The 22962-nt window shown below is 40.5% G+C and carries 17 protein-coding genes and 6 tRNA genes; 20 read left to right on the top strand and 3 right to left on the bottom strand.

The genetic code is table 11. The features are described from left to right. Position 1 precedes the first annotated feature (1 nt). The 3 genes from ABDV70_RS09425 (at position 2) to ABDV70_RS09415 (ending at position 1126) form a co-directional block, all read left to right on the top strand. Positions 2-781, top strand: a complete 780-nt coding sequence (locus ABDV70_RS09425; RefSeq protein ID WP_343597293.1) for a protein kinase — start codon at positions 2-4, stop codon at positions 779-781. 122 nt (positions 782-903) lie between these two features. Beyond that, positions 904-988, top strand: a tRNA-Leu gene (locus ABDV70_RS09420). Positions 989-1052: 64 nt separating this feature from the next. Continuing rightward, a tRNA-Trp gene (locus ABDV70_RS09415) sits at positions 1053-1126 on the top strand. Between the two features lie 119 nt (positions 1127-1245). On the opposite strand, the gene ABDV70_RS09410 is transcribed toward ABDV70_RS09415, so the two are convergent. Continuing rightward, positions 1246-2253: an AraC family transcriptional regulator ligand-binding domain-containing protein gene (locus ABDV70_RS09410; RefSeq protein ID WP_343597291.1), complete on the bottom strand. Its 1008-nt coding sequence runs from the start codon at positions 2251-2253 to the stop codon at positions 1246-1248. A gap of 39 nt (positions 2254-2292) precedes the next feature. Then, positions 2293-3123: an oxidoreductase gene (locus ABDV70_RS09405; RefSeq protein ID WP_343597289.1), complete on the bottom strand. Its 831-nt coding sequence runs from the start codon at positions 3121-3123 to the stop codon at positions 2293-2295. Positions 3124-3467: 344 nt separating this feature from the next. On the opposite strand from ABDV70_RS09405, the gene mdcA reads away from it, so the two are divergent. From mdcA to madM, 9 genes are read left to right on the top strand one after another with little or no spacing between them, the layout of a single operon-like run. After that, the gene (gene mdcA / locus ABDV70_RS09400; RefSeq protein WP_343597288.1) at positions 3468-5147 is read left to right on the top strand and encodes a malonate decarboxylase subunit alpha; all 1680 of its coding nucleotides are present in this window, start codon (positions 3468-3470) and stop codon (positions 5145-5147) included. Next, positions 5147-6031, top strand: coding sequence for a triphosphoribosyl-dephospho-CoA synthase (locus ABDV70_RS09395; RefSeq protein ID WP_343597287.1), 885 nt, complete (start codon positions 5147-5149; stop codon positions 6029-6031). Before mdcA ends, ABDV70_RS09395 begins: the two co-directional genes overlap by 1 nt. Positions 6032-6033: 2 nt before the next feature. After that, complete coding sequence (locus ABDV70_RS09390) at positions 6034-6333, top strand: malonate decarboxylase subunit delta (RefSeq protein ID WP_343597286.1); 300 nt, start codon at positions 6034-6036, stop codon at positions 6331-6333. Further along, a complete protein-coding gene (locus ABDV70_RS09385) occupies positions 6326-7177 on the top strand; it encodes a biotin-independent malonate decarboxylase subunit beta (RefSeq protein ID WP_343597285.1) in 852 nt (283 codons plus the stop codon). The genes ABDV70_RS09390 and ABDV70_RS09385 overlap by 8 nt, the downstream gene beginning before the upstream one ends. Continuing rightward, positions 7174-8001: a biotin-independent malonate decarboxylase subunit gamma gene (gene mdcE, locus ABDV70_RS09380; RefSeq protein ID WP_343597284.1), complete on the top strand. Its 828-nt coding sequence runs from the start codon at positions 7174-7176 to the stop codon at positions 7999-8001. Before ABDV70_RS09385 ends, mdcE begins: the two co-directional genes overlap by 4 nt. Beyond that, positions 7992-8600: a malonate decarboxylase holo-ACP synthase gene (locus ABDV70_RS09375; protein ID WP_343597283.1), complete on the top strand. Its 609-nt coding sequence runs from the start codon at positions 7992-7994 to the stop codon at positions 8598-8600. The genes mdcE and ABDV70_RS09375 overlap by 10 nt, the downstream gene beginning before the upstream one ends. Before the next feature lie 12 nt (positions 8601-8612). Next, a complete protein-coding gene (gene mdcH / locus ABDV70_RS09370) occupies positions 8613-9551 on the top strand; it encodes a malonate decarboxylase subunit epsilon (RefSeq protein ID WP_343597281.1) in 939 nt (312 codons plus the stop codon). 48 nt (positions 9552-9599) lie between these two features. Then, positions 9600-10016 (top strand): malonate transporter subunit MadL, encoded by a 417-nt coding sequence (gene madL, locus ABDV70_RS09365; RefSeq protein WP_343597280.1) that lies wholly within the window; start codon positions 9600-9602, stop codon positions 10014-10016. Next, positions 10009-10776: a malonate transporter subunit MadM gene (madM, locus tag ABDV70_RS09360; RefSeq protein WP_343597279.1), complete on the top strand. Its 768-nt coding sequence runs from the start codon at positions 10009-10011 to the stop codon at positions 10774-10776. Before madL ends, madM begins: the two co-directional genes overlap by 8 nt. Before the next feature lie 55 nt (positions 10777-10831). Here the strand turns inward: madM and ABDV70_RS09355 are convergent, their stop codons facing one another. Continuing rightward, positions 10832-11755 (bottom strand): LysR family transcriptional regulator, encoded by a 924-nt coding sequence (locus ABDV70_RS09355; RefSeq protein WP_343597277.1) that lies wholly within the window; start codon positions 11753-11755, stop codon positions 10832-10834. Positions 11756-12203: 448 nt separating this feature from the next. Between ABDV70_RS09355 and ABDV70_RS09350 the strand changes: the two genes are divergently transcribed. The 8 genes from ABDV70_RS09350 (at position 12204) to ABDV70_RS09315 (ending at position 22584) form a co-directional block, all read left to right on the top strand. Continuing rightward, positions 12204-12288 (top strand) — tRNA-Leu (locus ABDV70_RS09350). A 64-nt stretch (positions 12289-12352) separates the two neighbouring features. After that, a tRNA-Trp gene (locus tag ABDV70_RS09345) sits at positions 12353-12426 on the top strand. A gap of 664 nt (positions 12427-13090) precedes the next feature. After that, a tRNA-Leu gene (locus tag ABDV70_RS09340) sits at positions 13091-13175 on the top strand. 64 nt (positions 13176-13239) lie between these two features. Continuing rightward, a tRNA-Trp gene (locus tag ABDV70_RS09335) sits at positions 13240-13313 on the top strand. 418 nt (positions 13314-13731) lie between these two features. Then, positions 13732-14922, top strand: coding sequence for an efflux RND transporter periplasmic adaptor subunit (locus ABDV70_RS09330; protein WP_343597276.1), 1191 nt, complete (start codon positions 13732-13734; stop codon positions 14920-14922). A gap of 3 nt (positions 14923-14925) precedes the next feature. Then, positions 14926-18069, top strand: a complete 3144-nt coding sequence (locus ABDV70_RS09325) for an efflux RND transporter permease subunit (RefSeq protein ID WP_343597275.1) — start codon at positions 14926-14928, stop codon at positions 18067-18069. Beyond that, positions 18066-21182, top strand: a complete 3117-nt coding sequence (locus ABDV70_RS09320; protein ID WP_343597274.1) for an efflux RND transporter permease subunit — start codon at positions 18066-18068, stop codon at positions 21180-21182. The genes ABDV70_RS09325 and ABDV70_RS09320 overlap by 4 nt, the downstream gene beginning before the upstream one ends. Next, positions 21169-22584 carry an efflux transporter outer membrane subunit gene (locus ABDV70_RS09315; RefSeq protein ID WP_343597273.1) on the top strand — a complete coding sequence of 472 codons (1416 nt, stop codon included), beginning with the start codon at positions 21169-21171 and terminating at the stop codon, positions 22582-22584. The genes ABDV70_RS09320 and ABDV70_RS09315 overlap by 14 nt, the downstream gene beginning before the upstream one ends. The last annotated feature ends 378 nt before the right edge of the window (positions 22585-22962 follow it).

The raw sequence follows: 22962 nt of genomic DNA, 5'->3' as shown, positions 1-22962 counted from the left end.
AATGAAGTGCGCTGTTTTTCAAAAAGAACAATATGACCTGATAATAGAAAAGACACCCGAGCAGAGCCTTGCTTTTGGGCGACATATTTATCTTTTACAGCAGCATGACAAGCTGTATTGGTTGAAATATCAAGATATTGGCGGGCATACGCAATATATTGCTGGTTTTGAAAAAGAAATGGCAACTTATCAGCAAAACTTATTTGCGCCATTTATTTTGCCATCCCAAGTTTTATATTCAGACTCAACACAAATGCATCCGAACATGTTGAGAACAGTCCATAGTGATCCTGCTTTACCCAAAATTACGACACTTTCACTCGAAAAAATCCACCAAAGATTGCTGGAAATTTTGGCGTGTATTGCAGCGTTTCACCGAATGGGTTTGGTGCATGGAGATTTAAAGCCATCACATTTACGCTTTTACCAGAACAACATTAAGTTATTAGACTTTGAGCAGGTGCAATCCTTGGCAGTTTCATCCTGTGATACGCCACTGAATGCAACACCACGCTATATGGCACCTGAATTGTTTCATTTAGAACCTAAAAGTCAACAAACCGATTTATATGCTTTAGGGATCATTGTTTTTGAATGGCTTAACCAATCCTCTATTCAAGTGAAAAACTATCAGGATTGGGCTGTATTTCATTGTCAGACATCGAGTTTCCAGTTGCCGAAACCGTATCATTTGTTCCAAAAATTTTTAGATGGTTTATTGGCTAGACAAAAAGCACAGCGGTTTTTAACAGCTGAACAGGCAATTCAATTTTTGATATGATGAATAAGTATCTAGATTTCATGTTATTACATGAATTGTGCTTTTTATTTGTACATTTGATTGAGGTTTTTTGAAAAAGCACTTGCCAATAAAGCGTATGATCACTAATATACACAGCCATTGGGGGCGTGGCGAAATTGGTAGACGCACTGGATTTAGGTTCCAGCGCCGCAAGGTGTAAGAGTTCGAGTCTCTTCGCCCCCACCAAGTTGAAAAAGCAAGAGGTAACATCTTGCTTTTTTTATGGCGATGTGTAGCATGGTCATAAAATAGAGGATTGGTGTAATGGTAGCATGACGGTCTCCAAAACCGTTCGTCAAGGTTCGAGTCCTTGATCCTCTGCCAGTTTTAAAGTTCTATTTAAAACTTATTTCTAAGTTTTCCTCCTAAAAAATTAAAGTCTTCATTGTACATTTCAGTGCATATTTATTATTTAAATGGACTATTCCGTTAATCTTTACTGGTTAGATGGTCGTGACTTGACGTATTAATCTATACGCTTGAGGTGTTTTACCTGTCCAGTTCTTAAATGCTCGGCTAAACGAGTTGTGTTCCTGAAAGCCTAATAAAAATGAAATTTCACCAGTACTCATTGATGACTTTTCTAAATAATGTTGCGCAAGAGACCGACGTGTCACATCCAAAAGCGTTTTAAAATTGGTTTGTTCTTCTAAAAGTAGCCGTTGTAATGTGCGTTTGCTCATCGCGAGTCGTTGAGCAACATCATCTATCGTACACAGTCCAGCAGGTAGGTTTTCTAAAAGTATTGCTTTAACTTTTTCGCTGACCGTTGCATTTTCATCAAGTTGCATAAGGCTACGCTGTAAGTTTGGCTCGAAAAAAGACCACATGGTTGGGTTGGCTGTTAAAAAAGGACGTTCAGCATCTTGGTGTGAAAAGACAATCGAAATGTGTTTACTTTTTTGTGGCTGAATACCAAAAAATGTTTTGTACTCTGCCAGATTATTAGGTAAATCGGGCAGAGTAACTTTCGATGGTATGACCTGATGCCTTGTACAGATTCTTGCTAATTGAGCAAAAAAGACCAGTTCAGACATCGCTAGGCTTTGGGGCGTTGGCGTAGATACATTATAAAATTTGAGTTCTAGCGTTGTTGTTTCGTCATCAATTGCAACTTTTAACTGCATTGGCCCAACCAGCCTTTTAAAGTCAGATAGACGCTGTATAGCAATATTGAAGTTGGGACTACAAATACACGCAAAAATTGCTGGGTCAAAAAGCTCAACAGTAATCATTTGACCGATTTTTAAAGGTAAGTCATTTATTCCTGCAAGTTGTTCAATTGCATGCCAAAAATTGAAATATTGAATGGGCGTAAGGCTTGCATCTTTACGGTTAAATAAATCAAGCGGCAGAGATGCCAAACGTAATGCATCTTCAACATTTATGCCTAAGTCATTAAGTAGTAACTTCCAATTAGTATTTAGGGCAAAATTTGAAGCATATTTCATTTTGGCATCTCATCATTAAGTTTGTGTTGGTCACTTCATTTATTTAATAACTGACATGACCATACGATCAAACACACAGTCACCAAACCATTTACGTACAAATATCATCAGTTTGGCATATTTACCACCCACATAGCGTGTTTTAGGTGAGGATGCATGGACAGCTTTCATGAGCATATCAACAACCACTTGCACATCTGAAAGCGCACCTTTTTCGACAGATATATGAGTTGTATTGGCAACTGCTTTTGCCATTTTTTGATAGGCGCTGTTGCCTGAACGTTCAAGCATAGGCTTGACCATCACATCTGCAAATTCAGTTGCAATGGCACCTGGCTCGATGACGACAACATCAATATTAAATGATTTTAATTCTAAACGTAGACAGTCTGACCAACCTTCAACGGCATGTTTACTGGCATGGTACCAGCTACCAAGTGGGGTATAAATTTTTCCACCCATTGATGAAATATTGATAATACGACCCCGCATTTTCTTACGCATACTTGGAAGAATTTTTTGAGTTAAGTAAGCCATACCAAAAAGATTTACTTCAAATTGATAACGGGCATCCGAAAGGGTAGTATCCTCCATAGCACCATACATGCCAAAGCCCGCACAGTTAATTAAAATATCAACACCATGAGTTTCTTTTTCAATAGTTTTCACAACTTGGTCGATATCATCCTGATTGGTAATATCCATTTTTAATGTATGTGCGCCAAGCACTTTTAATTCATTCATGGCTTCAATGCGACGTGCAACGGCATAAACAGTTGCACCTTCTTTGAGTAATGCTTTAGTAAATGCTTTACCCATGCCAGATGAAGCACCTGTGATAAGAATGATTTTTTCTTTAACTGTGTTCATATTTTGTCTCTCAACTAAAGTTTTTAAGGAACTTGTTTTTCGATAGAGACATCATAGAAATTTGAATAATATTTACCCAAATCGAATGGTGACAATGTTTAATCAAAGTGCGCCAAATTGCAGTAAAGATCATTTATTAGAAATAGAAAGATAAACTCCGCATAAAGCGAAAGCTTATTTTTTGCTTAACCATGATGAACATATGGCAATTACTAATCACGGTATTAAAGCCATACTTAAATCATTAACCTGAAGTTAATAACTACCGATGTAGGTTGATTGATCAAAAGTCCATAAAGCGTTTTTATAGATACAGAACAAAACTGTGATCTATAGGTAAGTACATGGAAGGATCAGTTCAGAATAAAGAACGATTATGGACAAAGCGGCGTCATGCCAAACAACTAAAACTAGAGATGGCAAACCAATATACTGATGGTGTGGTTATTCCAACTCAAGACATTATTAAAGTTTTAGAAACGCTGATTACACCGGGTGACAAAGTCGTCCTTGAAGGAAACAACCAAAAGCAGGCAGATTTCTTGTCACGCTCTTTGGCACAAACTAATCCTGATGTGTTGCATGATCTACATATGATCATGCCAAGTGTAGGGCGTTCAGAACATCTTGATCTATTTGAAAAAGGCATTGCGAGAAAGCTCGATTTTTCTTTTGCTGGTCCGCAAAGTTTGCGTATTAGTCAGTTAATTGAAGATGGGTTGCTAGAGATTGGTGCGATTCATACCTATATCGAACTATATTCACGTTTGGTGGTCGACCTCATTCCAAATGTGGTGCTCTCGGCGGGTTTTATGGCTGACCGTCAAGGCAATATCTATACAGGGCCAAGTACCGAAGATTCTCCAGCACTCATTGAACCTGCGGCTTTTAGTGACGGTATTGTGATTGTGCAAGTTAACGAATTGGTCGATGACGTAACTGATTTGCCACGTGTCGATATTCCTGCTTCTTGGGTGGATTATGTGGTGGTAGCCGACCAGCCATTTTATATCGAACCGTTATTTACTCGTGACCCGAAACATATCAAGCCTGTGCACATACTCATGGCGATGATGGCAATTCGCGGAATTTATGAAAAGCATAATGTGCAATCGTTAAATCATGGCATTGGTTTTAACACTGCGGCAATTGAACTGATTTTACCGACTTATGGTGAATCTTTAGGTTTAAAAGGAAAAATTTGTCGAAATTGGACTCTAAATCCGCATCCAACCTTAATTCCAGCGATTGAAACAGGTTGGGTTGAAAGCGTGCATTGCTTCGGTACCGAACTCGGTATGGAAAAATATGTTGCAGCTCGTCCTGATGTTTTCTTTACAGGTCGTGATGGTGCTTTACGTTCCAACCGTATGATGTGTCAGCTTGCAGGTCAGTACGCCGTTGATCTATTTATTGGCGCAACTTTGCAAGTTGATGGCATGGGGCATTCTTCGACTGTCACTAAAGGTCGTTTAGCTGGTTTTGGTGGTGCACCAAACATGGGACATGATCCACGAGGCCGTCGTCACGATACGCCAGCATGGTTAGATATGCGTTTGCAAGGTGCTAATGAAACAGAAACTTATTTAGCACGTGGTAAAAAACTCGTTGTGCAAATGGTGGAAACCTTCCAAGAGGGCGGTAAGCCAACTTTTGTAGAACGTCTTGATGCGATTGATGTGGCTAAAACGGCTGGTTTGCCTTTAGCACCGATCATGATTTATGGCGATGATGTTACCCATTTACTCACCGAAGAAGGCATTGCTTATCTATATAAAGCAAGCAGCCAAGAAGAGCGCCAAGCCATGATTGCTTCGGTGGCCGGTGTGACCAGTATTGGTTTAACTCAAGATCCTAAAACAACAGCACGTTTAAGAAGCGAAGGCTTGGTGGTATTCCCTGAAGATTTAGGTATTCGTCGCACCGATGCAACACGTGAGCTTTTAGCTGCAAAAAATATTGCCGACTTGGTGACATGGTCTGATGGTTTATATCAACCCCCTGCAAAATTCAGGAGTTGGTAATGATGGCACAATTTCAATATCAAACACTTAGCGATAGTCAACTTTTGGCAAGTTTAGCGATCGAGGCTTTGATTGATGAAGTTAATTTAACGCCAAAACCAGCCTTGGTTGATCGCCGTGGCAGTGGTGCACATGATGACCTGACTTTGGAGTTAATGGAGCGTTCTGCGAAAAGTTTAGGACCCATGTTTGAGGCAATGGCCCAAGCTGCAAAGCATCACGGAAAAGTCTGTTTGGCCTTGCGTGAAGACATTGGTGAAATTGGTCGCCAAGGTGAAAAGACCATGATGTTGGCGACAGATGGTGTCAACACACACCGCGGTGCAATTTGGGCATTAGGGTTAATGGTTACGGCAGCAGCATTGGCACGCAGTAATCAGCAATATTTATCGGTTGTTGAGCTATGTCATTTAGCAGGCCAGATTGCTCAGCTTGAAGATCGCTTTATTCCAAAGCAGGCTTTAAGTCATGGTCAGCAAGTACAAAAGAAATTAGGCATCTTAGGTGCAAAAGAACAGGCACAACAAGGTTTTCCAACTATTGTGAATTTTGGCTTAAAGCAGCTGTACCAAAGTCGTAATAAACCCATGAAAGAAGAGTTCGCTCGTTTAGATGCTTTACTTGCCATGATGACCGATCTGACCGATACCTGTGTGATTTATCGCTCTGGAACATCTGGTTTAAAGCGTATGCAACAAGGTGCTCAGCAAGTACTGGATTTGGGCGGCAGCTCAAGCTTGGAAGGTCGACGTGCTTTGCATCTTTTAGAGATTGATCTGCTTCGGATGAAGGCTTCTGCTGGCGGTGCCGCAGATTTGTTGGCAGCAACATTGTTTATAGATCGTGCCGAGCAGTCATCTGTGAAAAATAAAAAGGGATTTTGATTATGGAAACACTTCATTTTGAATTTATGGCGACAGAGCCACCTGTGAAAAAAGCATTGGTAGGATGTGTTGGTTCAGGTGATTTAGAAATTTTGATGGAACCTAGTGAAACAGGAAAAGCTTCTATAAAGGTAGTGACTTCGGTAGATGGCAGTGCAGCACGTTGGCACAATCTTTTTGAACGAATTTTTACCGCACAAATACCGCCAGCCGTCAATATTGATATTCATGACTTTGGTGCAACTCCCGGTGTCGTTCGCTTACGTCTGGAACAAGCATTGGAGGAGGTTACGCATGACTGATATTCAAAGCTTGTTAAATAAACAAGATTTTATTGAACTTAGTGCAAGAGAACGTGCGAAAGCATTGTTAGATGAAGGGACTTTTCGAGAGTTACTCGACCCATTCGCACGTGTCATGTCACCTTGGTTGATTCAGCAAAATATTGTGCCTCAAGCCGATGATGGCGTGGTGATTGCAAAAGGATCTATTCAAGAACACCCAGTAGTTTTAATTTCGGTTGAAGGTTTATTTCAAGGCGGGAGTTTAGGCGAGGTGGGTGGAGCTAAAATTGCGGGTGCCTTAGAACTTGCGGTTGAAGACAATCTGAAAGGTATTCCAACAGCGGCAATTTTATTGTTAGAGACGGGCGGCGTTCGCTTACAAGAGGCAAATTTAGGTTTGGCTGCAATTGCTGAAATTCAGGCTGCAATTGTGAATTTACGTCAGTATCAACCCGTGATTGCAGTGGTTGCAGGCAGTGTGGGGTGCTTTGGTGGCATGTCGATTGCAGCTGGTTTATGCAGCTATATTGTCATGACACAAGAAGGTCGGTTGGGATTGAACGGCCCGCAAGTGATTGAGCAAGAAGCAGGTGTACAAGAATATAACGCCAAAGATCGTCCATTTATATGGAATATTACGGGTGGTAATCAGCGCTTCGCGAGTGGTTTGGCAGATGCTTATGTTGAGGATGATCGTCAAAAAATTCGTCAGCAAGTCATCGATTATTTAATCCAAGGCGTGCCTCAGCAGCATCGTAGTTCAAATTACTCGTTCTATTTAGCGAAGCTACAAAAAGTCGATACTGCTGAGCAAATTACTCCTGCACAGGTTCAGGCTTTGTATCAAGGAGAGCAAGTATGAATATCGCCGTTGATACATTAAAAGCATCTACACGAGGTGCACATTGGTTTAAAGCATTTACACAGGGCTTTAATACAGTTGAAGGTTTTCCAGCTTCTGTTTGGGTGGCTGATGGTCAGATTGATCAGCAAGCGGTACGTGTGATTGCAGTTGTTCAAGACAGCAATAATCTATTTCCTCGGGCAACACAAGGTGAAGTTGGACTGTTGGAAGGCTGGAGTTTGGCAAAAGCAGTCGATGAAGTAATTCAAGCCGATGCACATGCTGAAATTAAACGCGGCATTTTATGTTTGGTTGATGTTCCAAGTCAGGCCTACGGGCGTCGTGAAGAATTATTAGGCATTCATCAAGCTTTAGCGGGTGCAGTAGATAGCTATGCTAGAGCTAGATTGGCAGGCCATCCTGTTGTGAGTTTATTGGTTGGTAAGTCGATGTCGGGTGCTTTCTTGGCGCATGGATACCAAGCCAATCGTATTATTGCCTTAAAAGATTCAGGTGTTATGGTGCATGCGATGGGTAAGGAATCTGCTGCACGCGTCACCTTGCGGTCGGTTGATGAGTTAGAGCAATTGGCTTCAAGCATTCCTCCAATGGCTTATGACATTGAAAGTTATGCAACGCTGGGTTTGTTATCTGAACTGATATCTGTTGAAAACCCTGAACAACCGACAACCGATGATCTGTTGTTAGCGAAACAGGTGGTTGCTCAAGCATTTAAAGAAATTAATGCTGATCAATCGAGAGGACTGGAACAAAGACTTCACGGAAAAAACCGTCAGATGTCTAAAAAAGTCCGTGAATTATTGCGTGAGCAATGGTCATGAAACTTGAGCTTGAAGCCCATGATTTGCTATGGGGCATGACAGTCGATTGCTTGGCTGATGATGCTCCGCTATGGGTGAGAGAAGTGTTACTACGAGGTGATCCTGTTGTAGTCCGACGGGAAATCACTTCCGCAGATCAGGTTGGTGTGGGTGTAAGAGGACAATTTCGTCATCAACGATATGCAGCTCAAATGCCTCGTTCTGTAATTAGCCGACAGCTTAAACCCGAAGCACTAACAGAAATAGATACGAGTCACTTTAATCATTTAGCAGAACGTTTACAGAGCATTTCCAACATTATGAAAAACTTTTCAGGATGTTGGGGATATACAGGAAGTTTCGGTTTTGAGCTGGCAACGGGTATTGAAGCAGTAACTCAGCAAAGTGACATTGATTTGTTGATTCGAGCTGAACAGCCTTTTGCCAAAAAGCAAGCGATTGAGCTACTCGAAAATTTTCAGCAAGCAGGACTCAATGTGGATATACAGCTACAACTGCCACAGGGTGGTTTGGCGTTAAAAGAATGGGCGAGGGATAGTGGAAAAGTTCTATTGAAACGTCCTGATGGCGCTGTTTTAGTGGAAAACCCATGGAATTAGGGAATAGATATCATGGCTTCGATTTGGGTATATCCGGGACAAGGTGTGCAACGAAGCAATATGTTGCACGATCTACCGCAATCTGCCTTGGTTAAGGAACATCTTGAGCGTGCATCGGATGCACTCAAAGAAAATGTCTTGATGCTAGACAGTTCAGCAGCATTGCAATCGACACGTGCAGTACAGCTATGTTTACTTATTTCAGGTGTGGTGAGTTCAGCCCTATTAACTGCTGAAAACTTAACACCTGATTATGTAGCCGGTCTATCGATTGGTGCATGGTCGGCTGCGGTTGTAGCGGGAGTTTTAGCCTTTGAGGATGCCGTTCGTTTGGTTGCCTATCGAGGTGAACTCATGCAAAACGCCTATCCAACTGGCTATGGCATGACCGCCCTAATTGGTACAAATCGTTCAGCAGTAGAAGTATGGGTGAAACAAATTTATGAAATAACGCCAGAGGTGTTTGTTGCCAATATTAATGCACATAACCAAATTGTTATTTCAGGAAGCTTTGAAGCCATGAACCAAGTTGCAGTTTTGGCGAAGCACCAAGGTGTGGTGGCAAAAAAATTAGATGTATCGGTACCATCGCACTGTGAATTATTAAGTCAGCAAGCAAAGCAACTTGCAGCGTCTATGGAGGGAGTGACTTTAAAGCAGCCAAAAATACGTTATTTAAGTGGTACAACGGCTCGCACTTTAAACAAGGCAGAACACATTGGTGATGATTTGGCTTTTAATATGAGCCGAATTGTAGATTGGGAAAGTACCATCCAAGCCGCATGGGAGCGAGGTGTTAGATTGCAGATCGAGGCATTACCAGGAACGGTACTCACTACACTTGCACGTCGAACATTTAAAGAAGGAACCGTGTTGTCACTGCAAGGGACACGTATAGACAGCATTCAGGTGACAATGCAAAAAGAACAGATCAATTGTTTTTCTTTTTGAGCCTGATTTTACAAAAGTATAAATGATCCAAGGATATGAGGGATTGTCATGATTATATATGGAGTTGGTTTACTCGCACTTTGCACCTTGGTAGGTGTTATTGTTGGTGATCTGTTGGGTGTTTTATTGGGTGTACAATCCAATGTTGGTGGCGTAGGTATCGCCATGATTTTACTCATTTGCATACGGTTGTGGATGGAAAAACGTGGTGTTATGACAGTTGAAACCGAAAAAGGCGTTTCATTCTGGGGCACCATGTATATTCCTGTTGTTGTTGCTATGGCAGCACAGCAAAACGTGGTTACAGCATTATCTAGTGGACATATGGCACTGTTTGCTGCAGTGGTTTCAGTTGCCGTTTGCACACTGACTATTGCAGGCTTAAGCCGATATAACAAAGCAAGCCCTTTACCGAAAGAAGAGGATGCACCGTTAAACAACATTGGAGGTAAAGTTCATGGCTGATTTATTATTAAAAGACTTAACTCATTTAGGTTTAATTACAGCTTTCGCCTTAATTGCTTTAATTATGTGGCTGTCGACCAAGCTATCTAAATATTTAACCAAGGGACGAGTGCATGCCTCAGCAATTGCCATTGTGATTGGTTTAATATTGGCATGGTTTGGCGGGAAAATGACAGGCGGTGAAAAAGGCATAACCGATCTTGCACTCTTTACAGGTGTCGGGCTTATGGGCGGTGCAATGCTTCGTGACTTTACCATTGTCGCAACTGCATTTGAGGTACAAGCCACTGAAGCGAAAAAAGCCGGATTTATTGGCGCATTCTCTTTATTTCTCGGAACCATTTTGCCATTTATTGTTGGTTGTATGTTTGCGTGGATTTTTGGTTATCGCGATGCGGCGAGTATTACCACAATTGGCGCAGGTGCAGTAACTTATATTGTAGGGCCAGTGACAGGTGCTGCTATTGGTGCAAGTTCTGAAGTCATGGCGCTTTCAATTGCAACGGGGTTGGTAAAAGCAATTTGTGTAATGGTTTCAACACCACTTACCGCAAAATTTATGGGATTAGATAATCCGCGTTCTGCCATGATTTTTGGTGGTTTGGCTGGAACAGTGAGTGGTGTATCAGCAGGTTTGGCAGCTACCGATCGTCGTTTAGTGCCTTACGGTGCGCTCACGGCAACATTCCATACAGGTCTTGGCTGTTTAATGGGGCCGACTGTTTTATTCTTCGCAGTTAAAGCATTGGTCGGTGGCTAACATCATTTGTTGCTTAAACTTAAAATAAAAGGGCTGTTGTGATTTACAACGGCTCTTATTTTATCTTTTTAAAATTAGACGCGAACATGCGACATTCAGCAATCAATGCGAGTAAATTAGGATCGCGCTCTTTACTTTTTAAAAAGACGAGACCGATTTCTTGTTGCATGTGATATTGCTGTTTAAGTGGAATAAGTTTGACTGAACTTTCATAAACTGCAGAAATACGACCGGGTAATAGTGCGAAACCTACGCCTGAGCTAACCATACTAATTAAAGTAAAAATATCATTCACTTGCAAAGCAACTTTAGGTGAAAAACCAGCTTTTTTAAAAATGATGTCGCTGTCGTTATGAGTTGCAAAACCTTTGGTTAAAGTTAAAAAAGTTTCTTCCTTTAATAAGCTTAAATCAATTTCTTTAAAATCGGCATATTTTGAATCTTTATTGACTGCCAGAAAAATGTCATCTGAAAACATCGGCAAAATTTCAAAGTCATCATCTTGAGTGGTTTCATTTAAAGCCACAATAATTGCATCAAGCTCAGTTGCCTTAAGCTTTTTCACCAAATCCTGATTTGAACTGAGTAGCAGTTGGATATCAAGTTCACTACGTCTGAGTTTAAGCCCACTAATTACATTTGGAATAGTTTTTACCGTTAAAGAGTAAAGAGAACCTAAATGTAAAACTTTAGCCGCAAAACCAGCCGCTTCTCTAGTTTTATTTACGGTAATAAAAATGTCTTGTACGATTTTTTGTGCTCGCTCTTCAAATACATAAGCACTTTTTAAAGGAATGAGATTGCGGCCTTCATTTTTAAATAGTGGGCAACGGAGGGCGCTTTCTAATGAATGCAGTGCTTTATGAACACTGACATTACTAATTTGCATTTCTGTTGCAGTTTTAGACAAATTACCGCAACGCATAAATGCCAAAAAAATCTGTATTTTCTTTAGGGTAAGTTCTTCATCAATTTCCATATATGTAAATCCTATGTTTCATAAATACCCTGAACTTTACAAGAGAAAGTTAATATTGAGTCGCCAATTTCTTCAATTTTCAATTAGGGTGGTTGGGTTTATGCCCAATAACTTGGTTGTATTATCCCCATAAAAAAATTTATAGTCACACTATTGTACGGTAAGCGTTAAATTCTGTACTTCTAAAAAATATGTCTATTATGAAAATAGTAATAATCGTTATGATCCTGTAAGGCAGAGGAATAATCGACGTTAAGGGTCAATATTCATTAGTCAGAACGGGGCTATAATATGATTGAGAAGTGGTGTTTCTATTGTTTTTTAAAAACAAAGGAATAATAGGGTGTTTAAAAAATACCCATAAGCGCGATTTTTTCTTATTTTATAACCAATTGAGATAAAAAGCACTTGTCAATGAAGCGTATGGTCACTAATATACACAGCCAACGGGGGCGTGGCGAAATTGGTAGACGCACTGGATTTAGGTTCCAGCGCCGCAAGGTGTAAGAGTTCGAGTCTCTTCGCCCCCACCAAGTTAAAAAGGCAAGAGATAATATCTTGCTTTTTTTATGACGATGATTAGTATAGTCATAAAATAGAGGATTGGTGTAATGGTAGCATGACGGTCTCCAAAACCGTTCGTCAAGGTTCGAGTCCTTGATCCTCTGCCAGATTTAAAGAAGCTCAGCTGAATACACAGTTGGGCTTTTTTGTTATTTGAGGGTTTTACAATGCATTTTTATACAAGCTTGTACAGTTATTCGTCTAAACTTTGCTTGGATAAATGAAATATTGATCTTAAATTTTGTGCATTATTTGAGAATCTAAGAAATAAAAAAACTTTAATTAATTGTTTTAAAATATTTTTATTCGTAATTTAGACTTATCGATATTTTATAGATGGTGGTGATTTGTACAGCACAAAATTTTGAAGTGATTTACTGCAAGGTCATCATAAGAATTTCAAGCCTAATTTAGAATAGGGTGTGGCAATGTCTGCGTAGGAAATGAGACCAAGATATCGCTGTTACCTTTGTCTTATGTTTGATTTGAACTTATAAGTGAGAGATGACACTTATAAACTTTGAAATTCTACTCCTTGGAGTGAGACAACATCAATTTTTCCTTAGCCTGATGTATTGAATGATTTAAAGCCATTGAATATTATTTTGTGAATGTGTAATTGGGAGTAGTTCTTTATTGATTTATGAGAACTAAAGAGACAAGAGTATGTTTAAAAAATATCCATAAGTGTGAAATATTCTTATTTTATAACCAATTGAAATAAAAAACACTTGCCAATAAAGCATATGATCACTAATATACACAGCCAACGGGGGCGTGGCGAAATTGGTAGACGCACTGGATTTAGGTTCCAGCGCCGCAAGGTGTAAGAGTTCGAGTCTCTTCGCCCCCACCAAGTTAAAAAAGCAAGAGGTAATATCTTGCTTTTTTTATGACGATGATTAGCATAGTCATAAAATAGAGGATTGGTGTAATGGTAGCATGACGGTCTCCAAAACCGTTCGTCAAGGTTCGAGTCCTTGATCCTCTGCCAGATATAAAAGAAGCTCAGCTGAACACAGTTGGGCTTTTTTATGGTCGCTATATTGAATAGCCATCCACTCTATTTATTAATATAATTTAAAAAATAAGATGTTTTTTTAAACATATGAATGTAAATGATAATTTTTTCAAAAAAGATTACTAAAACACAACATTGCATTCTTTAAATTCACTTTGTTTATATCAAGAATAGGTAGTGTAGTAGATTATAAAGTCATAAGTGATTTTCGCCTTGGCTCTAGTTTGCACTTATGAATGTGAATCTTATACAAATAGCTAGGATTATAAACGAGTGGAAGTTACATCCGATTATATCGTGTTGTGTGATGTGCTACCGATCCAGCAATATAGATACGTAAACGTACATACATCTTTATTATCTGTTTCACTTTTTCAATATTGAGTTTCTTATGACAAAGAAGAAAAGTATTTTTGTTTGGTTGTGCTTGATTGTACTGGTAATAGGGCTAGTTTTCTTTTTTTGGATTAGGAATCGCAATAGTCACAATATCCCTGTACATGCAGAAAATGCGACAGCTGTTCAAGTGGCAATGGCTTCACAAACCGATGTACCGACGATCTTATCTGCACTGGGAACAGTCACCGCAAGTCAAACAATATCCGTCACGAGTCTGATTTCGGGGCACTTAGAGCAGATTTATTTTAAAGAAGGGCAATATGTTCAAAAAGGACAATTGCTGGCAAAAATAGATACACGACCTTATGAGGCAACCTTACAGCAATATCAAGGCCAATTGGCAGAGAGTCAGGCACAACTGACCAACGCAAAATTGACTTTGGCACGTTACCAACGTCTGTACGCTCAAGACTCGATTGCAAAACAAGATTTAGATACTCAGACTGCGACAACAGCACAGTATGAGGGTGCGATTCAGTCTGCGAAAGGGCAAATTGCATCAGCAAAACTCAATATTGAATATGGCCGTATTGTTGCGCCAATTTCTGGTTATATCGGGATACGCAATGTAGATATTGGGAATTTAGTGACGAGTTCGACAACCAATATTGCAACGATTACTCAAACTAAACCCATTGCAGTTACTTTTAGTGTGCCTCAGACACGGCTAGATGAAGTGGTACAGCCAATTCGTAATGGTGGAAAACTGATTGTAAAAGCATATGATCAACAGGGTAAAACTGTGTTGGCACAAGGCGAAGTTGGAGTCATTAGTAATGAAATTGATTCAACAACAGGCACAGTCAAATTAAAAGCAATTTTTAATAATGACGATAATAAATTATTTCCAAATCAGTTTGTTAATGTGAAATTGCAAACAGGAAACCTCAATAATGCCATCGTGGTTCCTACTGCGGCTGTACAAGCGGGTACTTCAGGTCAATACGTATTTGTGATTGATCAGACTTCAACAGCACATAAAGTCATGGTTAAAACAGGCCCACAAACTGAAGATGGTAAAACAGTGATCTCGTCAGGTTTAACCGCAGGGCAGAAAGTTGTGACAACGGGTGTTGATTCATTGGGCAACGGTTCGAAAGTGAAAATTGTCAAGGCGAAGCAAGTTGATTTAAGTGTTTTAGATGCTGCTTCAAATAAAAAATCAGGACATGGCCCTAGATAAATTATGAATCCATCACGTATCTTTATTGAAAGACCGATTGCCACGATGCTGATGATGATTGCGGTCATCCTCAGTGGCTGTCTGGCTTATCGTAGCTTATCTATTTCGGCACTGCCCGAAGTTGATTACCCTATTATTCAGGTGACAACTCAATTTCCTGGTGCAGGGCCTGAGGTGATGACCAGTGGTGTAACCGCACCTCTTGAACGTCAGTTGGGACAAATGGCAGGGTTGAATCAGATGTATTCAACCAGTTCAGGTGGCGCATCTGTCATTACACTCAAGTTTAATTTAGATATTTCTTTGGATGTTGCTGAGCAAGAAGTACAGGCAGCGATTAATGCATCTGACTCATTATTGCCATCAGATTTGCCGAATAAGCCAACATATAAAAAAGTGAATCCTGCGGATACACCGATTTTAACGCTTGCCGCAACGTCAGATACTTTACCGCTAACAAAAGTACAGGACTTAATTAACACTCGTGTTGCACTGAAACTGTCACAGATTTCGGGTGTTGGTTTGGTGAGTCTGGCGGGTGGCCAGCAAATGGCGGTGCGGATTCGTGCCAATCCAGCAGCGTTAGCGAGTCATGGTCTAACGCTTGCGGACATTAACACGGTCATCAATAACGCAAACGTGAATGGTTCAAAAGGTGGTTTTGATGGGCCTGAGCGCTCAGTTACAATTGATGCCAACGATCAATTACAAACGGCTGATGAATATCGTAATTTAATCTTAAAATATGAAAATGGTCAGGCGTTATATTTACATGATGTTGCCACCATCGAACAAGCGCCACAGAATGAGTATCAGGAAGCTTGGGCGAATGGAAAACCAGCGATTATTATTAATATTCAGCGTCAGCCGGGAACCAATGTCGTTTCTATTGTCGATACGATTAAAGCCAAACTTCCCGAAATTCAGGCAAGCTTACCTGCATCGGTAAAAATTTCCACACTTTCAGACCGTACCGATACGATTCGTGCTTCAATTTCAGATGTTCAGTTTGAACTTGTGCTTGCGATTGCATTGGTTGTGATGGTGTCTTTCCTATTTTTACGTACATTTGCAACCACACTTATTCCAAGTTTAGCTGTTCCTTTATCAATTATTGGAACATTTGGCGTGATGTATCTTGCAGGGTTCTCCATTAATAACCTGACATTAATGGCACTCACAATTGCCACAGGGTTTGTGATTGATGATGCGATTGTTGTGGTCGAAAATATTCAGCGTCATATTGAAAATGGAGAAGAACCTTTACAGGCGGCATTAAAAGGTTCCCGTGAAATTGGCTTTACCATTATTTCTTTAACCATTTCATTAATTGCCGTACTGATTCCATTGTTGTTTATGGGGGATGTGATCGGGCGATTATTCCGAGAGTTTTCGATTACGCTTGCTGTATCGATTTTGGTTTCGATGTTTGTATCGTTAACCCTGACACCGATGCTCAGTGCATATTTGCTCAAACATATTCCAGAAGAAAAGCATAACCGTATTGCTCGTGGCTTTGGATATGGTTTTGACCAACTACTCAAATTTTATGAAAAGTGCTTGAAATGGGTGCTTGCGCATCAACCATTTACGTTGATGATTGCAATTTTATCTTTGGTTTTGACTGCGGCGTTATATTTCTGGATTCCAAAAGGCTTTTTCCCTTCGCAAGATACAGGGAAAATTCAGGGAATTACGCTGGCTTCGCAAGATATTTCTTTTGATGAAATGGCAAAACGCCAACAGGCTTTGGCAAATGAGTTGCAAAAAGACCCTGCTGTAGATTCGATTGCTTCAATTGTCGGTGTCGATGCAACAAACAATACTGCACTAAATATGGGGCGTTTACAGATCAGTTTAAAAGACTTTTCAGAACGAGATAAAGCGGATGTTGTGATTGACCGATTGAAACAACGTGCTGCTAATATTGCAGGCATTCGGCTTTATGCAATCAAAAGTCAGGACTTAAACATTGATGATCAGGTGACACCAAGCCAGTATCAACTGACCTTAGATACACCTGTACAAAGTGATTTGCAGCAATGGGTACCACAGTTTGTTGATGCTTTAAAAGCACGACCAGAATTTAAAGATGTAAATAGTAATTTGCAAGATCAGGCGAAAGTGGCTTATGTGCAAATTAATCGTGATGAAGCGAGCCGTTATGGATTGACTGCCAAAGACATTGATACAGCTTTATATAATGCTTTTGGTCAGCATTTAATTTCAACCATTTACACGCAAGCCAACCAGTATCGTGTAGTACTTGAAGTTCCACCTGAATATAAACAGGATTTATCTGCTTTTTCTCATATTTATTTGAAAGCGTCTAATTCATCTAGTAGTACAACCAGTTCGAGTGCCACAAGTAGTACGACAAGTTCATCAACAACGGCTTCATCTGATATGGTGCCATTAAGTAACTTGGTGACGGTATCAGAGCAAAATGGTTATATGACCTATGCCCGTCGTGATCAAACACCTGCGGCCACAGTGTCATTTAATATGGCAAATGGTTATTCAATTGAACAGGCACAACAAGCCATTGATGAAGTAAAACAAAAAATCCAGTTACCAGATACTGTAAATTTACAATATCAGGGTTCTTTAGAAGCATTTAGTTCTGCAAATAGTAATACGTTATGGCTGATTCTTGCTGCGGTTATCACCATGTATATTGTGCTAGGTGTGCTGTATGAAAGCTGGATTCATCCGATTACGGTACTCTCAACGTTACCTTCAGCGGCAATTGGTGCATTGTTGGCATTAAAAATTACAGGATCAGAATTTACCCTGATTGCATTAATTGGTGTGATCTTACTGATTGGTATTGTGAAGAAAAATGCCATTATGTTGATTGACTTTGCCTTAGAAGAGAAGCGGCAAGGGAAAACACCTTCAGAGGCAATTTATCAGGCGTGTTTATTACGTTTTCGTCCAATCCTGATGACAACATGTGCAGCATTATTAGGTGCAGTTCCTTTGATGTTTGCGTCAGGTTCAGGTGCAGAATTGCGTCAGCCGTTAGGGATTGTGATTGTCGGTGGTTTGATTTGTAGTCAGTTATTGACATTGTTTACGACGCCTGTGATTTATTTGGCTTTTGAAAAATTAAGTCAACGCCGAAAATCTGAGGTGTCGTCATGAACTTATCCAAAGTTTTCATTACTCGTCCCATTGGTACAATTTTGGTGAGTCTGGCACTCACCTTACTGGGGGCTTTGGCTTTCAGACTGCTGCCTGTTGCACCGTTACCTCAAATTGACACACCAACAATTGTGGTTTCTGCGAGTTTGGCAGGGGCAAGTCCTGAAACGATGGCTGCAACAGTTGCAACGCCTTTAGAGCGGGCAATGGGGCAAATTGCTGGGATTACGGAACTTACATCAAGCAGTGGGCAGGGTTCGACAAGTGTCGTTATTCAGTTTGATTTAAACCGAGATATTGACGGTGCGGCACGAGATGTTCAAGCGGCAATTAATGCTGCACGAAGTCTATTGCCAAGCAGTATGAAAACTTTGCCGACCTATCGTAAAGCCAACCCGTCTGATGCGCCTATTTTAATGTTGGCATTGACATCGAATAACTTAAATCGTGGACAGCTCTATGATTTGGCATCGAGTAAATTGCAGCAAAAAATTGCACAGGTGAAAGGTGTTGGGCAGGTTTCGATTCGTGGTGGTGCATTGCCTGCTGTGCGAATTAACCTTGAACCACAGCAGCTTAATAGTTACGGTATTAGTTTAGATACTGTCCGAGCAGCAGTAAATAATGCAACAACAAATTCACCTCGTGGCTCACTTAGCGGAGAGCAATATACATGGTGGATTAATGCCAATGGACAACTGACCAAAGCCAAAGACTATGAAAATTTGATTATTGCATATCGTAATGGTGCAGCAGTACGTTTGCATGATGTTGCAACTGTGACAGATTCTATTCAGGATATTTATTCAGCAGGTTATTTTAACAACGAGCCTTCGGTTTCTATGGCGGTGACGCGTCAGGCTGGAGCCAACATGCTTGAAACGATTGACTCGATCAAAGCATTAATTCCTGTTTTAAATGAAATGCTACCGAAAGGAACGCAAATTACTGTTGCGATTGACCGTTCATTGTCGATTCGTAGTGCCTTACATGAAACAGAAAAAACGCTGGTGATTGCAATTTTATTGGTGATCTCGGTTGTGTTTCTTTTCTTGCGTAAAGGACGTGCATTACTGATTCCAGCCATTACATTGCCGATTTCTATTGTCAGTACCTTTGCTGCAATGTATGCCTTAGGGTATAGCCTCGATGCACTTTCGATGATGGCACTCATTGTTGCGACAGGTTTTGTGGTTGATGATGCGATTGTGGTACTGGAAAATATTAGTCGTCATATTGAAGCGGGAATGACCCCTATACAGGCTGCGCTAAAAGGGAGTCGTGAAGTCGGCTTTACCGTACTTTCGATGACAGCATCCCTGATTGCTGTTTTTATTCCTTTATTACTGATGGATGGTGTGCTGGGTCGCTTATTCCGCGAATTTGCCATGACCTTATCGGTTGCTTTAGTGATTTCAATGTTTATTTCTTTGACACTGACACCGATGTTATGTGCGCACTTGTTGAAACAAGAACAGCATGATGTCCCTGAAAGTAAGGTTATGGCAAAAATTGCAGCCGTCATCAACTGGTTTCATCAAGGTTATGTTCGTAGTCTAAGCGTGGTTATGCGACATAAACGTATCACGATGCTGGTTTTATTACTGACTGTCATTGGGAATGTCTTTTTATATAAAGTCGTGCAAAAAGGATTATTTCCAGATCAAGACAATGGCATGTTAATGGGAATGTTGCGAACTGACCAAACAACCAGTTTTCAGGCAATGGAACCACGCTTGAAAGCTGTTAGTAAAATGCTGCAAAAAGATAAAGACATTCAATATGTGATTGCATCGACGGGTGGCGGGGGATTTGGATCTCGAAACACGGCACAATTCTTTATACGCTTGAAAGACCAAAATCAGCGAACTGAAACGGCTATGCAGATTGCAAACCGATTAACCCAAAAAACACGTCATATGGCAGGTGGAGCATTATTTTTAATGCCTGCGCAAGATTTACGTGTCGGTGGGCGTAGTGCAAATGCGACATATCAATACAGTTTACAATCGGATAACCTGCAAACTTTACGCCAGTGGAGCCCTCTGGTTTATGCGACACTCAAAAAATTACCTGAGCTGACCAGTGTGGATAGTGATGCTCAGTCGGGTGGTTTAGATGTAAAAGTAGTGATTGACCGTATTGCGGCACAACGCTATGGCTTGAATGTCAGTGATATTGATACATTTTTAAATAATGCCTTCAGCCAACGTCAAATTGCAACGCAATATCAAATGCTGAATCAGTATTATAGTATTTTAGGATTAAATGAGCGTTATACCCAAGATCCAACGATTTTAAATCAGTTGTATGTACTGACCAGTAATAATCAACCTGTCCCAATTTCGGCGTTTGCACATTTGGAATACACCACAGCACCATTGTCTGTTGCACACCAAAGCCAAATGGCAACCACGACCATTGCCTTTAACTTAGCTGATGGCATTTCACTTGAACAGGCGAAAGCCGCAATTGATCAGGCGATGGCGAGTATCGGCGCACCTGATACGATTCATGGCAGTTTGCAAGGCACAGCACAAGTGTTCCAGAGTCTGCTCAAACAAATGCCGTGGTTAATCTTTGCAGCATTGGCAACTATTTATATTCTGTTGGGGATGTTATATGAAAGTTGGATTCATCCGATTACCATTTTATCGACATTGCCTTCGGCAGGGGTCGGTGCATTGGTTTTGATGATGATGACCAATACACAGCTTACCGTGATTGCTCTGATTGGTATTTTATTGTTGATTGGTATTGTGAAAAAGAATGCCATTTTGATGATTGATTTTGCTTTAACTGCTGAGAAAGAACAGAAAATTTCACCAGAACAAGCCATTGTTCAAGCGTGTGATAAACGGTTCCGCCCAATTTTGATGACAACTTTGGCAGCATTCTTTGGCGCATTACCATTAATTTTGCAAACAAATTCAAGTTCGGCACTTCATCGACCACTTGGGATCGCCATTTGTGGTGGACTAGTATTTAGCCAACTATTAACTTTATATACGACACCTGTCGTCTATGTGTATCTGGATCGGTTTGGCAGTTGGGTCAAATCATTTTGGAAAAAAACCAATACCGCACAGGTACCTTTAAATGATGAGCATTGATATGTTGAAAAATAATTTATGTAAAGCTTTACTTTGCTTCTTGCCGATATTTTCTGGATGTACGGTTGGGCCAAATTACCAAAAGCCAAATATTTCAATGCCGATCCAATATAAAGAGGCACAGGGCTGGAAAATTGCTCAGCCGCAAGATCAAGAACAGCGTGGCGCTTGGTGGGAAATCTATCAGGATACAACCTTAAATGGTTTAGAGCAGCAAGTTGTACTGTCCAACCAAAATATTGCCCAATACGTTGCTCGATATGAAAAAGCGGCTGCATTGGTTTCACAATCGAAAGCAAGTCAGTTACCTTCTGTCAATGCAACAGGCGGTGCAACACGAAGCGCAGATGGAAATGCAAGCCCAAGTAATGTTTTTTCTGCAAAAGCGACACTAAGCTGGGAATTGGATTTGTGGGGCAAACTCAAACGAACGGTTGCTGAAAATAAAGCATCAGCTCAGGCGAGTGCTGCGGACTTGGCAAATGCGACACTGAGTGCACAGACTACATTGGCACAAGATTATTTTGCGCTTCGTGTTTTGGACAAACGAATTGCGCTATATGATAAAACGATTGAAACCTACAGTCGTTATCGTAAAGTTCTGGCAGCAAAGTATAAAGAAGGTGTTGTTGCCAAGTCTGATTTAACTCAGGCAGAACAATCTTTGTATAGTGCTCAGGCTTCTCGTGAAGACTTGGTTTGGCAACGCGCACAATATGAGCATGCAATTGCAATGCTAATTGGGAAAATGCCAGCAGAATTTAACCTACCTGTAAGTCAGGCTGCTTTGCCGTATATTCCTGAAATACCATTAACTTTGCCAAGTCGTTTGCTTGAACGCCGTGCAGATATTGCATCTGCTGAACGGAGTGTGGCTGCTGCAAATGAAGAAATCGGGATCGCTATTGCGGGTTATTTCCCTGATATCAGTTTGACTGGTTCGACGGGTTATTCTGCGAGTAGTTTGTCAAACTTGATTAGTGCACAAAACTTATTATGGTCACTCGGTGCTTCAGCGACGCAGAGCGTTTTTGATTTTGGTGCAAATAAAGCTAAGGTAAAACAAGCACGTGCAACATACGATGAAGCCGTTGCAGCGTATAAACAAACGGTATTAGAAGCAATGCAGGGGATAGAAGACGATTTGGCAAAAAGCAATAGTTTGACCAAAGAAGTGAGCCATACACAGCAAGCCTTGGCTTCTGCTTCTGAAACTGCACGAATTAAACGAAATCAATATAATGAAGGGATGATTGATTATACGGACGTTGCCAGTACCGAAGCGACACGCCTTTCCAATGAACAAAGTTTATTGCAGTTACAATCGACGCAATTACAAAATAGCGTTGCATTAATTAATGCGTTAGGCGGTGGTTGGGACAAGGCGAATCTTTCCCAATAAGTAAAATATCTTTATGATATTGCTGTTTTACAAAAATTAAAAGAGGAATCTCAACTGAGGTTCCTCTTTTGCTTCTGTGGCACTGTCGTGGTTATACAATTTTTGTCTATGATCACGATGCTTAGGACGAATTTGAGATTTGTCGAGGCATCGCATAAATATTTAAAAGTTGGAGATTCTCTGAAATATTCATATTTAAAGGCAACTCGAATAAAACAGAATCAAGCGATTTATCTTGTGATATTTGACTTAGTAAATTACCAGTTATTGGGGAATAATTATATTATTTATTAATATTATAGCGAAATACCTGCAATTTTTCCCTGTTTGCTGTATTGCCAAAAGAACCAGCCACGTTTGTCTTTGAGTATTGGATCG

Source organism: Acinetobacter sp., from assembly GCF_039596015.1.
GTDB lineage: Bacteria > Pseudomonadota > Gammaproteobacteria > Pseudomonadales > Moraxellaceae > Acinetobacter.
The sequence above is the reverse complement of the archived record's forward strand: the minus strand, read 5'-3'. Positions and strand labels throughout refer to the sequence as shown.